Origin of the sequence: Leucobacter sp. M11 (assembly GCF_035726885.1) — a bacterium.
Lineage (GTDB): Bacteria > Actinomycetota > Actinomycetes > Actinomycetales > Microbacteriaceae > JAPFRB01.
Map to the genome: position 1 here is coordinate 771766 of NZ_JAPFRB010000001.1, position 12899 is coordinate 784664.

Genomic DNA, 12899 nt, shown 5'->3' on the forward strand with positions numbered 1-12899 from the left:
AGCTGGTCCGCCGACGTGCCCGCGCTCGGGTTCCTTGCCCGTGCCCCTAGAGCGGCTCATCAGTAAATCCTTCCAGTCCGTCGTCGAGCAGCGGCGCGATCGGCGGCAGTTCGTCGAGTGAGTTAATGCCGAGCTGAGTCAGCAGGGTGTCGGTGGTGCCGTACAGGATCGCCCCGGTGACGGGGTCCTGTCCGGCCTCGGTAATGAGGCCGCGGCTGAGCAGCGTGCGCACGACGGAGTCCACGTTGACGGCGCGGATCTGGGCGACCTGCCCGCGGGCGATGGGCTGCCGGTAGGCGATCACGGCGAGCGTTTCGAGCGCTGCCTGGGACAGGCGCGTGCTGCTCTGGGTCTGCACGAAGTCGGTCACGAGCGGATCGAGCTCGGCGCGTACATAGAGTCGCCATCCGCCGCCGACCTCGCGGAGCTCGAAGCCGCGTCGCACGCCCAGCCCCTCCCCGTCGTAATCGGCGGCGAGCGCCTGGATCGCCTTGCGGACGAGCCGCACGGGGCGGTCCACCGCGGTGGCCAGGCTGACCGCGCTCAGCGGCTCGTCGGCGATCATCAGGATCGCTTCGAGGGCGCGCTCCAGGTCCACGGCGGCGAGCGCCTCGCGCCGGGCCGCCGTGCGCGCGTCGAGGCCCTCGGCGGTGATCGACTCGGCGCTGGGTGCCTCGGCGCTGCTGTCCTCGGGGGCGATTGGTTCAGTCATAGTCGGCCCCCAGGGTGGCGAGGTCGGCGTCCGTCCAGGCGGTGTTTGCCCAGCGCACGGTGAGTTCCCCGAGCGGCGCGGCCTGGTCGAAGGACACCGAGGCGCGCCGGTACAGTTCCAGGATCGCGAGGAAGCGCGCCACGATCACCCCGCGCTCGACGGTGTCGTCGATCAGCTCTCGGAAGGTGCTGGAGCCGCGCTGGCGGAGGGCGGCGACGATGATCGCGGCCTGCTCGCGGATGGACACGAGCGGCGCGTGCAGGTGTTCCAGGCCGACGCTCGGTTCCTGCTTCGGGGTGAGGCCGAGCACGGCCAGCGCGCGGAAGTCCTCGGGCCCGAGGGTCCAGACCAGCTCGGGCTCGCGGCTTCGGAAGCGGTCGTCGAGGCGCACGGTGCGCGCGTGACGGCGCTCCTCGTCGGACAGGCGCGCGCGAAACCAGGCGCTTGCCTCCTTGAAGGCCCGGTACTGCAGCAGCCGCGCGAAGAGCAGGTCGCGGGCCTCGAGCAGCGCCACGTCCTCGGCGTCGACGACCTCGCCCTGCGGCAGCAGGCTCGCGATCTTGAGGTCGAGCAGGGTCGCGGCGACCACGAGGAACTCGCTGGCCTCGTCGAGGGTGCGATCGTCGGCCGCGTTGAGGTAGGCGATGAACTCGTCCGTCACGAGGCTCAGCGAGACGTCCGTGATGTCGAGCTCGTGCTTGCCGATGAGCGTGAGGAGCAGGTCGAAGGGGCCCTGGAAGTTGTGCAGGGTGACCCGGAAGCCGGGCACCGTTTCGAGGGCGACGGCGTCGGCTGCGCCCGGGGCTGCGGGGGTCGCTGGCGCGCCAAAGCCGCCGTCTCCCGTTCCGGCCCCGATCCGATCCAGCGCCGCCACGCCCACGCCCCTAGGCGACCGCGCCGCGGAGGACGAGCTCGCGAGCGAGCTGCAGGTAGGCCTCGGAGGCGGCGTTCTCGGGCGCGTAGCTCAGGATGGGCTTGGCGGCGACCGAGGCGTCCGGGAACTTCACGGTGCGGCCGATCACGGTGTCGAAGGCTTTGTCGCCGAAGGTCTCGACGACGCGCTCCAGGACCTCGCGGGCGTGCAGGGTGCGCGAGTCGTACATCGTGGCGATGATGCCGTCGAGTTCGATCTGCGGGTTCAACCGGTCGCGCACCTTGTCGATGGTCTCGACGAGCAGGGCGACGCCGCGCAGCGCGAAAAACTCGCAGGCGAGCGGGATGAGCACGCCATGGCTCGCGGTGAGCGCGTTCACGGTGAGCAGCCCGAGGGAGGGCTGGCAGTCGATCAGGATCACGTCGTAGTCGTCCTGCACCTTGCGCAGCACGCTCGCGAGGATCTGCTCGCGAGCGACCTCGCTGATGAGGTGCACCTCGGCGGCGGAGAGGTCGATGTTCGCGGGGATCACGTCGAGGTTGAGCACCTCGGTCGGCTGAATGACCGCGCGGGTGTCCTTCTCGTGGCCGAGCATGAGGTCGTAGATCGTGGGCACGTCGTGCGCGGTGACCCCGAGGCCCGCGGTCAGCGCCCCCTGCGGGTCAAAGTCAACGGCGAGCACGCGGCGACCGTAACGGGCCAGCGCCGCGCCCAGGTTGATGGTCGTCGTGGTCTTCCCCACGCCGCCCTTCTGGTTGCAGAGCGCAATAATCCTGGCCGGGCCGTGACTGTCGAGCTCCTCGGGGACCGGGTAGAACCGCTCGGGACGCCCCGTCGGCCCGAGTTTCTTGCCGTTCTTGGCGGACTCGGCCTGTGCCACGGGTGCGTCTCCTCTCGCTGACGTGCAGTATCGGTCCATCCTATCCTGCGGGCCGCGCGCTTTCCCGCGCGCGCGCCGAGGATTCCGGTTCCGCGCCGTCCGCGCTCCGCACCGGCGCGGGGCTGGCTCAGGCCCGGGCGGCCTCTGGCTCCTCCGCGGAGAGGTAGCCGAGCCCCACGAGGACGTCGACGGTGGCCCTGGCGTGCTCTCGGAACCGCGCACGCGCGACGTCGGGCGCGCCCGCGGAGATCGCGTCGATGAGCGGCTTGTGCCCCTGCGCTTTCAGCTTCGTGCTGTCGGGAGCCTGCCCGGTGTTCGCGAGCGATCGGGTCAGGAAATCCTGAATCTGCTGCTCGGCCTCCAGGAGCCGCTGGGACCCCGTCAGCTCCGCGACCCTGAGGTGCAGGCGCGCATCGGCGAAGCGGTACTCCTCCGGGCCAAGCCCCGGCGCGTCAGCGAGGGCCGCGAGCTCGCGGAGTTCGGCGACGATCTCCGGGGTCGACGCCGCCGCGGCAATCGCGCACGCCTCGCCCGACACCGCCTCGCGCCAGACCGTGAAGTCGGTGAAGGCCTCCAGGGTTGGGCTCTGCTCGTCTGCGTAGTGCAGCTTCGTGGACGCGCCCTCGCGGACGAAGGTCCCGGCGCCCCTCCCGCGGCGGGTTTCGACCAGCTCGTAGTTCCGCATGACCTGAAGCGCGCTGCGCACCGTCATCGGCGACACGCCGAAGTAGCCCGCGAGCTCGCTCTCCGTGGGGAGCCGGTCGCCTGGCAACAAAATCCCTGATCCGAGAAGCTCTCCGAGCCGCCGAACGATCGCCTCGGCGACCCCGGCCGCCTGGATTGGTTGCAACAATTCTGACCAGTTCTTGCCAGTCATGAATTACATCCTCTAGAGTTCATAACACTTACCGTATCGAGTGATTCCCTCAAACCTACTATCGGCACACGCCGAGGCACAAAGATTCGTTCGATCGCGGCCCGCCGAGGCCCGCGCACCGGTACCCCTGGATTACGCAAAGGAGCTTCCCCAGATGACGTCCCCCTCCCCGAACGGATGTCGCAGCACGGTTCGTCCGTGGTCGAGCGGCACCCCCGGAGTCCGCGCATGCTGAGCTACCTCGGCAAGCGACTCCTCAGTCTCATCCCGGTCCTCCTGGTCGTGTCCGTGGTGATCTTCTCCATCGTGCACCTGACCCCCGGCGACCCGGTCCGGACCATCCTCGGCCCGGACGCAAGCCAGGCGCAGGTGGACGCGCTCCGCGACTCGATGGGGCTCAACCAACCGCTGATCGCTCAGTATTTCAGCTGGCTCGGCGGGGTCTTCACGGGCGACCTCGGGGATTCCTTCTTCCTCCGCAAGTCCGTGCTCGCCGCCATCGGCGACAACGCGGTCCCCACCCTCCAGCTGGCCGTCATCGCTATCACGGTGGCCCTGTTGCTCGCTATCCCGCTGGGGACGCTGGCCGCGCGGCACCGCGGCACCTCACTCGACCGCGGGGTCATGGCGTTCACGCTCATCGGGATGGCCGTGCCGTCCTTTGTCCTCGGCCTCATCCTGATGCTGCTGTTCGCGGTGCAGCTGCGCTGGTTCCCCGTCGCCGGGTACGTCAACCCCGCCGATGACTTCCTGCTCGGGATCAAGACGCTGATCCTGCCCGGCATCGCGCTCGGGGCGATCATGTCGGCGCTGATCACCCGCACCACGCGAGCCGCGGTACTCGACGTACTCAACGCCGACTACATCGACGCGGCACGCTCTCGCGGTGTTTCCGAAACCCGGCTCCTCTTCACCCACACGCTGAAGAACGCCGGCCTCCCGATCCTGACCCTGGTCGGCCTCACCTTCGGCACCCTCGTCACCGGCGCCGCCGTGACCGAAACCATCTTCAACGTGCCCGGGCTCGGTTCCCTGCTCGTTCAGGCCATCTCCCGACGCGATTACGCGATCATCCAGGGGGTCGTGCTGTGCGTCACCCTGTTCTATCTGTTGATCAACCTGGTCATCGACCTGCTCTACGGGCTGGTCGATCCCCGGGTCCGACTCGGGAAAGCGAAGGGCTAGCTCATGAGCGATCAGACAACCGTCCCCAACACCCAGATGCTCTCCGTTCGCCCGCCGGTCAACGACACGCTGTTGCGGCGAGCGCTGCGCAGCCCCAGCCTCATGATCGGCCTCGTGTGGCTGGCCCTCATCGCCGCGGTCGCGTTTGTGCTGCCCCCCGTGCTCGGGCTCGATCCCTACGCGGTCGAGCCGACGAATCGGCTCGAGGGGCCGAGCGCGGCGCACTGGTTCGGCACGGACACCTACGGCCGCGACCTCTTCGCCCGGATCCTGTCCGGGGCGTCCACCTCGATCACCGTCGGCTTCGTGGTCGCCCTCATCAGCGCCGTGCTCGGGGCCGCCATCGGCGTCCTCGCGGCGTTCTCCCCGGTCCTTGACCAGATCCTCATGCGCATCTGCGACGGGCTCATGGCCATCCCCGCGATCCTGCTCGCGGTGGCGCTCACGGCAGCGCTCGGGCCAAATGTGGGCAACCTCATCATTGCGCTGTCCGTGGTCTACACCCCCGGGTTGGCACGCTTGGTTCGGTCGAAGGCGATGGCGATCAAGTCCGAGACCTTCGTCGAGGCGAGTCGGGTGCAGGGGGCGAAGCCCATCCACATCATGGTGAAGCACATCCTCCCGAACACCCTCTCGGTCCTGTTCGTCCAGTCGACGTTCACCTTTGCCGAGTCGGTGATCACCGAGGCGGCGCTGAGCTTCCTCGGCGCCGGGGTGCCCGCCCCGCAGGCGAGCTGGGGAAACATCCTGAATGACGGGAAGTCGGTCATCATGCAGGCCCCGCACATGGTGATTTTCACGAGCCTGTTCCTGGTGCTCACCGTGCTCGCCCTGAACCTCGTCGGGGACGGCCTGCGCGATCTAGTCGACCAGCGTTCCCAGCCGCAGCCGAAGCAGCCCGGGCTCTTCTCGCGGATGTTCGGCTTTGGCACCGCACGATTCCAGCCCACCACGAAGGGAACGAAGCGATGACCGATCAGCAGGCCACCCCGCTCGAGATTCGGCAGCTGAGCATCAGCATCGACACCCCGAACGGCGAGATCGACGTCGTCAACGGGGTCTCCCTGGATCTGCGCGAACGCGAGATTCTGGCCATCGTCGGCGAATCCGGCTCGGGAAAGACCCTGACCGCGCGTGCGGTCCTCGGGCTCTTCCCGCCCCGGTCCACCGTGGGCGGAGCGATCCTGCTCCGCGGCACCGATGTCCTCACCGCCTCCGGCGACGAACTGCGGAAGATCCGCGGCGCTGACGCGGCGATGATTTTCCAGGAGCCGTCGACCGCCCTCAACCCCGTGTTCCGGATCGGCTGGCAGATGTCCGAGGGACTCCGCGCCCACGGGATCACCGACCCGAAGGAGCGCCGCCGCCGGTCGATCGAGATGCTGACGGCGGTGGGCATCCCCGACGCCGAGGAGCGCATCGACTCCTACCCGCACCAGTTCTCCGGAGGCCAGAAGCAGCGAATCGTCATCGCGATGGCGCTCGCGCTCAAGCCCTCCGTGATTATCGCCGACGAGCCAACCACCGCGTTGGATGTGACGGTGCAGGCCGAGATCCTGGACCTGCTCCGCGAGTGCCGGGAGAGCTTTGGCGCGGCGATCGTGCTCATCACGCACAACATGGGCGTCGTGGCCGATATCGCCGACCGCGTGGCGGTGATGTACCAGGGCGATCTCGTGGAGCAGGCCCCGGTGGACACCCTCTTCGCCGCCCCCACCCAGGAGTACACCAAGCGCCTCCTGGCGGCGGTCCCGCGGCTCGGCCACGCGCAGCTCCGGGAGCGGCCGGCCCCGGTCGCGAGCAGTACCGCGGCGGAGCGCCCGGTTCCGGCGGTGGCCGCCTCCGGACTGAACGTGGTCTACTCCGGCGGCTTCCGGCAGCCGGCATTCCACGCGGTCCGCGATGTCTCCTTCGAGATCGCCCCCGGCGAGGTGCTCGGACTCGTCGGGGAATCTGGGTCAGGGAAGTCAACGATCGGGAAAACGATCGGCGGCTTGGCCCCCGTGGCCTCCGGGTCGCTGCGCGTGTTCGGCCAGGAGATCGCCAGACTCCGCGGGGCGAAACTCCGTGCGGCGCGCCGACGCATCGGCTACGTCTTCCAAGACCCGGCGTCCTCGTTCAACCCGTTCCTCACGGTCGAGGAATCGATCGCGGAGCCCATGCGCGTGCACGGAGCCTTCCCCGAGCGAGGGGCCCGGCAGGCGCGGGTCCTCGAGCTCCTGGACGCCGTGCAGCTCCCCCGCCAGATGGCGAAACGCCACCCCTATGAGCTTTCCGGAGGGCAGCGGCAGCGGGTCGGCCTCGCGCGAGCGCTCACGCTGAGCCCGGAGCTGCTGATCGCCGACGAGCCGACGAGCGCGCTCGACGTCTCGGTGCAGGCGAAGGTGCTCGACATTTTCACGGAGCTCCAGCAGGAACTCGGCTTCGCCGCGCTGTTCATCAGCCACGACCTTGCCGTGGTCGAGCTGCTCGCCGACCGGGTGGGCGTCCTGCAACGGGGATCGCTCGTTGAGGTCGGGCAGACCGCCGAGGTACTCACGCACCCCCGGGAGCCGTACACCCAAGCGCTCATTGCGGCGGTGCCCGTGCCCGACCCCGTCATCCAGCGCGGCAGACGGGCCGCCCTCGCCGAGCGGCCCCGCTGACCCGCCGCACCGTGCGCGAGAGCGCCCCGGCTTCCCCACCCTCGGCGCGCTGCGCCCCATACCACCCCAGAGAGGCATCATGAATCACCCCCTCCCCGTCGTCGCCGTCCCGGCACGGCTGTCCAGCTCGGACGGGCTCGACCCGCGCGTCGCCGGCGCGAACAAGATATTCTTCGACATCATCGACCTGATCCGGTCGGTGGGCCTTGAGCCCCTGATCGTCGAGGATCCGGACGCGGATCTCACCGGCGTCTCCGGGGTCGTTCTTCCCGGCGGGGGCGACGTCGACCCGAAGCGATACGGCGGTCGCCGCATCGCGGAGCTCTACGACGTCAACCCGGAACAGGACGCCCTGGACTTCTCCATCGCGGAGCGAGCCCTCGCCGCCCAGCTGCCCGTCTATGGCATCTGCCGGGGCGCGCAGGTGCTGAACGTGGTCTACGGCGGCAGCCTGCACGAGGACCTCGCCCCGAGCAGCGTGGTGCACACCGCCCCGGAGGAGCCGGGCTGCGAAAGCGACGAATTCGTCCGGCACTCGGTTCGCGTCGAGCCCGGCACCCTGCTCGCGGACAGCCTGGGGGAAGCCGTCGTGTCCATCCAGTCCGCGCACCATCAGGCCGTCAACCGGCTGGGAAACGGCTTCGTCGCAACCGCCTACGCGGAGGACGGGCTGATCGAGGCGTTCGAAGACCGAGAGCGCTGGGTAATCGGCGTCCAGTGGCACCCCGAGGGCGAGGAGGAAGCCGGGCCCGTTCGTGACGGCCAGTTCCGCGCGCTCGCCGCGGAGATCGCCCGCCGCGCGACCGACCCCGACGGCTCGACGCTCCCCCGGGAGGCCCTCCGTGGTTAAGCAAAGCGCACCCGACGCCGCCGCGCTCCGTGAGCAGGCCGCGCGCACCGTGGCCGCACACGCCGAGGATCTGCTGGCGCTCAGCCACCGGATTTCCCAGCACCCCGAACTCGGGCTGCAGGAAACCCAGGCCTCGCGGTGGCTCACCGACGCGGCCGCCCAGGTTCCCGGCGCGCGAGCCACGCTGGGCGTCGGCGGACTGGAGACCGCGTTCCTGGCCCAGGCGGGCACGGGCGAGCTCGTCCTGACGGTGTGCGCCGAATACGACGCGCTCCCGGAGGTTGGTCACGGCTGCGGGCACAACGTCATCGCGACGGCCGGTCTCGGGGCGTTCCTCGCGCTGGCGCCCCTCGCCGATCAGCTCGGGGCGACGATTCGGCTCATCGGCACCCCCGCCGAGGAGAACGAGGGCGGAAAAATCACCCTCCTCGACGCCGGAGTCTTCGACGGCACCCACGCCGCGTTGATGGTGCACCCCGGACCGAGCGACGAGGTCAGCATGAACCCCTTCGCCTCGGGAGGCATCTCTGCCAGGTTTCTCGGCCGGGAAGCCCACGCCTCCCTCACCCCGCATCGGGGGATCAACGCGCTTGACGCCCTCACCGTGACGCTCACCGCGATCGGACTGGCCCGCCAACAGCTTGAGCCGGGGCAGCAGATTCACGGGAGCATCGCCGAGCGCGGCGGTGCCCCCAATGTGATCCCGGGGTCCAGCGCGGCCGTCTGGATGGTTCGTGCCACCTCGATGGAGAGCCTGGACCGCGTGACCGAGGTCGTCACCCGGTGCATTCGCGCCGGAGCGCTCGCGGCCGGGTGCACGGTCGAAATCGAGGCTGAGCGGGACGGTCGATACGCCAACATGCGCATTGATGCCGATCTCACGGAGGCGTATCGGAGAAACGCAACGGCCCTGGGGCGCTCGCCGCTCGCGGTCGGCGCGAACGGCGGCTCGACCGACATGGGCAACGTGTCGCAGCGCTTCCCCTCCATCCACCCCATGATCGGCTTGGGAGACGCCGGGCTCACCCTGCACACTGCCGACTTCGCCGCGCGAGCAGCGGGTCCCGCAGGGGACGCCGCGGTTCTGGACGGGGCCACGCTCCTCGCCCAGACCGCGATCGACCTCGCCACGGATCGCAAGATTCGGTCCCGCCTCCTCAGCGATACCCCCTTCGGGGAGCTCGACTGAGGCCAGAAGGTCACGTTTCGGCCTCAAAACCGCAGAAGCACCGTTCGTTAGAAATACATCATCTAGAGTCTGTAGTACTGGCGCGGCTCCCCCCGGCCGCGCCAGCCGCGGAGTCGTCGTACACACGTTGCAAAGGAGCATCACCGCATGAAAACCCGTACCCGTTTCCCCCTCTTGGCCGCCCTCGCGGTCGGCAGCCTCGCGCTCACCGCCTGCGCCGGCGGCGGCACCGCAAGCGACGGTGGCACCGAGATCACCGTCACCTCGGCCGCGCAGCCGCCGAACCTGGACCCGCACATCACCCAGGTCGCGATGGTCGCCGAGCTGACGCGCCCGGTCTACGAGACGCTCGTCACGGTTGACGAGAACTATGAGGTCCAGCCCATGCTCGCGGAGTCCTTCGAGCGAAGCGAGGACGGACTCACCTACACCTTCACGCTGCGCGAGGGCGTGACCTTCCACGACGGCTCCGAGCTCGATGCCACCGACGTCATCGCCTCGATGGAGCGCTGGACGCGGCTGAGCCCGGCCGGCCAGACCGATTTCGCGGGCGCGACCTGGACGAGCCCCGACGCGAACACGGTCGTGCTGACCGTGAAGACCCCGAGCTTCCTGCACCTGCTGCACCTGTCCAGCCGGCTCCTCAACGTCCCCGTCATCATGCCCTCCGAGATCATTGAGGCGGGAGGGGACGAGCCGATCAACGAGGTCATCGGCACCGGCCCGTACACCTTCGTGGAGTGGGTCGCCGATCAGCGCCTCGTGCTCGAGAAGTGGGATGAGTACCAGTCGGTGGACGCGCCCTCGAGCGGCCTGTCGGGGAAAAAGGACGCCAAGATCGACTCGATCACCTACGAGTTCGTCACGGACCCGACCACCACGGTTGCGGGGATCCAGACGGGGCAGTACGACGCAACCACGGGCCTCGGCTTTGACTCGGTCGAGCAGCTCGAAGCCGATCCCTCGGTCACCCTCGGCACCTACCAGGTTGAGCCCATCAACATGGCGTACAACATCCACAGCGGCACGGTGTCCGATGTCAACATTCGGCAGGCCATCAACATCGCGCTCGACCGCGACGAGATCATGACCGCGACGGTTGGCAAGCAGGAATACTACGATCTTGTTCACCACAACATGACGAAGCCGTGGGAGCCGCTCTGGAACACCGAGGTGGGCAAGGACACCTTCAACACGGCCGACACCGCCAAGGCCAAGGAGCTGCTGGCACAGGGCGGCTACACCAATCAGCCGATCACCCTGCTCACGACCGGCGACTTCGACACCGCTCAGGACTCCGCGGTGATGGTGCAGGCGCAGCTGCAGGCGCTGGGGATGAACGTCGAGGTGGAAAGCCTCGAGTGGGCCGCGTTCATCGAGCGGTACCTGAACGACCAGGATTCCTGGGACCTGGGGCTGATCCCGCAGGTCGTCAAGAACGAGCCGACGCAGACCATCGGCTTCGTTCCGGGCAACCCGGGATACTCCGACAGCGACGAGCTGCACGCGCTCCTGGAGTCCTACCGCTCCGCCCCCACGATCGAGGACGCCCAGCTGCTCTACAACGACATGCAGCAGTACGTTGAGGACCTGCGCCCGCTGAGCCGCCTCGGGGACGCGCACTCGCTCTTCGCCACCTCAGACCGGGTCAAGAGCTTCCCCATCTTCGACTCCACGGTGATCTGGTGGAACGCGGAGATGGCCGAGTAGGTCAGGCTCATTGCGGAGGCGGGCGCCGTTCAGGCGCCCGCCTCCTGGCCGTTTCCCCGGCGGGGAGCCGCCTCCCCGCCGGGCACGAGCCGTAGACTGACCCGAGAAATCGCCCCCACCCCGAGCCGGCCCGGCTCCCTCGACGAGGAGGAACCATGTCCCCCATTTCCGCGCTGCTCGGCGCGATCGGCTCCGGATCGGTCCGAATCCTGGATCTCACGAATCCGCTCTCGGCGTCGACGCCGACCCTGCGGCTGCCGGCGCCCTTCGCGAACCTGATCGATTTCAGCCTGGAGGAGATCAGCGCCTACAACGAGCCCGGCCCGTTCTGGAAGCACCACAACATCCACACGGGCGAGCACATCGGCACGCACGTCGACGCCCCCGTGCACTGGGCGAGCGGCCGGGACGGCCTCGACGTCTCCGAGCTGGCCCCCGAGCGGCTGATCGGCCCCGCCGCGGTCCTCGATTTCAGCGCCCAGGCCCTCGCCGACGCCGATTTCCTGCTGGAAATCGCGCACGTGGAGGCGTGGGAGGCCGAGCACGGCCGCCTGGAACGGAACGCCTGGGTGCTGTTTCGGACCGGATGGGACCGATACTCGAGCGATCAAGAGGCCTTCTTGAACGCCGACGACACGGGCTCGCACACCCCCGGCCTGTCCGCCGAGTGCGCGCTCTGGCTCGCCACTGAGCGCGAGATCTCCGGCCTCGGGGTGGAAACGGTCGGCATCGATTGGGGCCGCGGGGCGGAGCTCGACCCGCCCTTCCCGGTGCACTCCCATCTGCTCGGCAACGACAAATACGGCGTCACCTCGCTGCAAAACCTCGCCGAGCTGCCACCGACGGGCGCGATGATCGTCATCGCCCCCTGCCGATCGTGGGCGGCACCGCGAGCCCCGCCCGCGTCTTCGCACTCGTCGCGGGCGCGAGCCGGTGACGGGGGGCGAGGTCCCCGCCGGCCAGCACGCCGGGGCCACGATCTCGGTCGCCTAGCTGGTGGCCCGGCTCCTCGCCCGCCTCGGGGCCGGACACTGCTTCGGCGTCGTCGGCTCGGGAAACTTCGCGGTCACGAACGCCCTCGTCGCCAACGGGGTGCCGTTCACGGCGGCCCGGCACGAGGGCGGGGCCGCAACGATGGCCGATGCCTACGCGCGGATGAGCGACCGCGTCGGCCTCGTGTCCGTGCACCAGGGGTGCGGGCTGACGAACGCGGCGACCGGCATCGGCGAGGCGGCGAAAAGTCGCACCCCGGTCATCGTGCTTGCCGCCGAGGCCGCCGCCGCAAGCGTCGGCTCCAACTTCTCCATGGACCAGCCCGGGTTCGCCCGCGCGGTCACCGCCGAGTCCCACCGGGTGCACTCGGCGGCGAGCGCCGTCGTCGACACGGTGCGCGCGTTCCGGGCCGCGCGGGACGAGCGCCGCACGGTCGTGCTCAATCTCCCCCTGGACGTGCAGGCGGCGCGGGTGCCCGCGGAGACGGGGCTCGATCTCGCCGTCCCGGAGCCGCTCCCCCGCCCCCGCGCGCAGGATACGGCGGTCGCCGCGCTGGCCGCGGAGCTGTCCCGGGCGGCTCGCCCCGTGATCGTGGCGGGCCGCGGGGCCCGCGGGGCGGGGCCGGAGCTGCGCGCCCTCGCCGAGGCCGCTGGCGCGCTGCTCGCAACCTCGGCGGTGGCCACGGGCCTCTTCCGCGGGGACGATTTCGATCTCGGTATCTCTGGCGGCTTTTCGTCCCCGCTCACGGCGGAGCTGATCGCGGGGGCGGACCTCGTCGTCGGCTTCGGCTGCGCGCTGAACATGTGGACCATGCGGCACGGCCGGCTCATCGGAGCCGGGGCCCGGGTGGCGCAGGTTGACCTGGAGGAGGCGGCGCTCGGCCGCAATCGCCCCGTGGATCTCGGCGTGCTCGGGGACAGCGCGGCGACGGCGAGCGCCGTCACCGCGGCGCTCCGGCAGGCCCCCAGAACCGGAGCCGGGTAT

At 69.5% G+C, this 12899-nt stretch carries 11 protein-coding genes and 1 pseudogene; 8 read left to right on the top strand and 4 right to left on the bottom strand.

Annotated elements, in window-relative coordinates:
- Positions 1-46 precede the first annotated feature (46 nt).
- The 4 genes from scpB to OOT08_RS04000 all read right to left on the bottom strand — a co-directional run bounded on the left by scpB (position 47) and on the right by OOT08_RS04000 (position 3343).
- Complete coding sequence (scpB, locus tag OOT08_RS03985) at positions 47-712, bottom strand: SMC-Scp complex subunit ScpB (protein WP_325091235.1); 666 nt, start codon at positions 710-712, stop codon at positions 47-49.
- Complete coding sequence (locus tag OOT08_RS03990) at positions 705-1577, bottom strand: segregation and condensation protein A (protein WP_442916175.1); 873 nt, start codon at positions 1575-1577, stop codon at positions 705-707. The genes scpB and OOT08_RS03990 overlap by 8 nt, the downstream gene beginning before the upstream one ends.
- A 19-nt stretch (positions 1578-1596) precedes the next feature.
- On the bottom strand, positions 1597-2505 hold the full coding sequence (locus tag OOT08_RS03995) for a ParA family protein (RefSeq protein ID WP_325091236.1): 909 nt from the start codon (positions 2503-2505) through the stop codon (positions 1597-1599).
- Between the two features lie 88 nt (positions 2506-2593).
- The gene (locus OOT08_RS04000) at positions 2594-3343 is read right to left on the bottom strand and encodes a FadR/GntR family transcriptional regulator (protein WP_325091237.1); all 750 of its coding nucleotides are present in this window, start codon (positions 3341-3343) and stop codon (positions 2594-2596) included.
- Between the two features lie 228 nt (positions 3344-3571).
- Between OOT08_RS04000 and OOT08_RS04005 the strand changes: the two genes are divergently transcribed.
- The 8 genes and pseudogenes from OOT08_RS04005 to OOT08_RS04040 all read left to right on the top strand — a co-directional run.
- Positions 3572-4528 carry an ABC transporter permease gene (locus OOT08_RS04005; protein ID WP_325091238.1) on the top strand — a complete coding sequence of 319 codons (957 nt, stop codon included), beginning with the start codon at positions 3572-3574 and terminating at the stop codon, positions 4526-4528.
- 3 nt (positions 4529-4531) lie between these two features.
- Positions 4532-5500, top strand: a complete 969-nt coding sequence (locus OOT08_RS04010) for an ABC transporter permease (protein WP_325091239.1) — start codon at positions 4532-4534, stop codon at positions 5498-5500.
- Positions 5497-7173: an ABC transporter ATP-binding protein gene (locus tag OOT08_RS04015; protein WP_325091240.1), complete on the top strand. Its 1677-nt coding sequence runs from the start codon at positions 5497-5499 to the stop codon at positions 7171-7173. Before OOT08_RS04010 ends, OOT08_RS04015 begins: the two co-directional genes overlap by 4 nt.
- 79 nt (positions 7174-7252) lie before the next feature.
- Positions 7253-8023, top strand: coding sequence for a gamma-glutamyl-gamma-aminobutyrate hydrolase family protein (locus OOT08_RS04020; protein ID WP_325091241.1), 771 nt, complete (start codon positions 7253-7255; stop codon positions 8021-8023).
- Complete coding sequence (locus tag OOT08_RS04025) at positions 8016-9212, top strand: amidohydrolase (protein WP_325091242.1); 1197 nt, start codon at positions 8016-8018, stop codon at positions 9210-9212. Before OOT08_RS04020 ends, OOT08_RS04025 begins: the two co-directional genes overlap by 8 nt.
- Before the next feature lie 147 nt (positions 9213-9359).
- Positions 9360-10922, top strand: a complete 1563-nt coding sequence (locus OOT08_RS04030; protein ID WP_325091243.1) for an ABC transporter substrate-binding protein — start codon at positions 9360-9362, stop codon at positions 10920-10922.
- Positions 10923-11077: 155 nt separating this feature from the next.
- Positions 11078-11859 (top strand): annotated as a pseudogene (locus OOT08_RS04035) (cyclase family protein).
- 56 nt (positions 11860-11915) lie between these two features.
- Positions 11916-12899: thiamine pyrophosphate-binding protein (locus OOT08_RS04040; RefSeq protein ID WP_442916176.1), on the top strand; the 984-nt coding region annotated here is incomplete at its 3' end.

Bases quoted from the DNA above. Each gene is read 5' to 3' on its own strand.
- scpB (WP_325091235.1), bottom strand. From the start codon at position 712: ATGACTGAACCAATCGCCCCCGAGGACAGCAGCGCCGAGGCACCCAGC.
- OOT08_RS03995 (WP_325091236.1), bottom strand. From the start codon at position 2,505: ATGGACCGATACTGCACGTCAGCGAGAGGAGACGCACCCGTGGCACAG.
- OOT08_RS04000 (WP_325091237.1), bottom strand. From the start codon at position 3,343: ATGACTGGCAAGAACTGGTCAGAATTGTTGCAACCAATCCAGGCGGCC.
- OOT08_RS04005 (WP_325091238.1), top strand. From the start codon at position 3,572: ATGCTGAGCTACCTCGGCAAGCGACTCCTCAGTCTCATCCCGGTCCTC.
- OOT08_RS04010 (WP_325091239.1), top strand. From the start codon at position 4,532: ATGAGCGATCAGACAACCGTCCCCAACACCCAGATGCTCTCCGTTCGC.
- OOT08_RS04015 (WP_325091240.1), top strand. From the start codon at position 5,497: ATGACCGATCAGCAGGCCACCCCGCTCGAGATTCGGCAGCTGAGCATC.
- OOT08_RS04020 (WP_325091241.1), top strand. From the start codon at position 7,253: ATGAATCACCCCCTCCCCGTCGTCGCCGTCCCGGCACGGCTGTCCAGC.
- OOT08_RS04030 (WP_325091243.1), top strand. From the start codon at position 9,360: ATGAAAACCCGTACCCGTTTCCCCCTCTTGGCCGCCCTCGCGGTCGGC.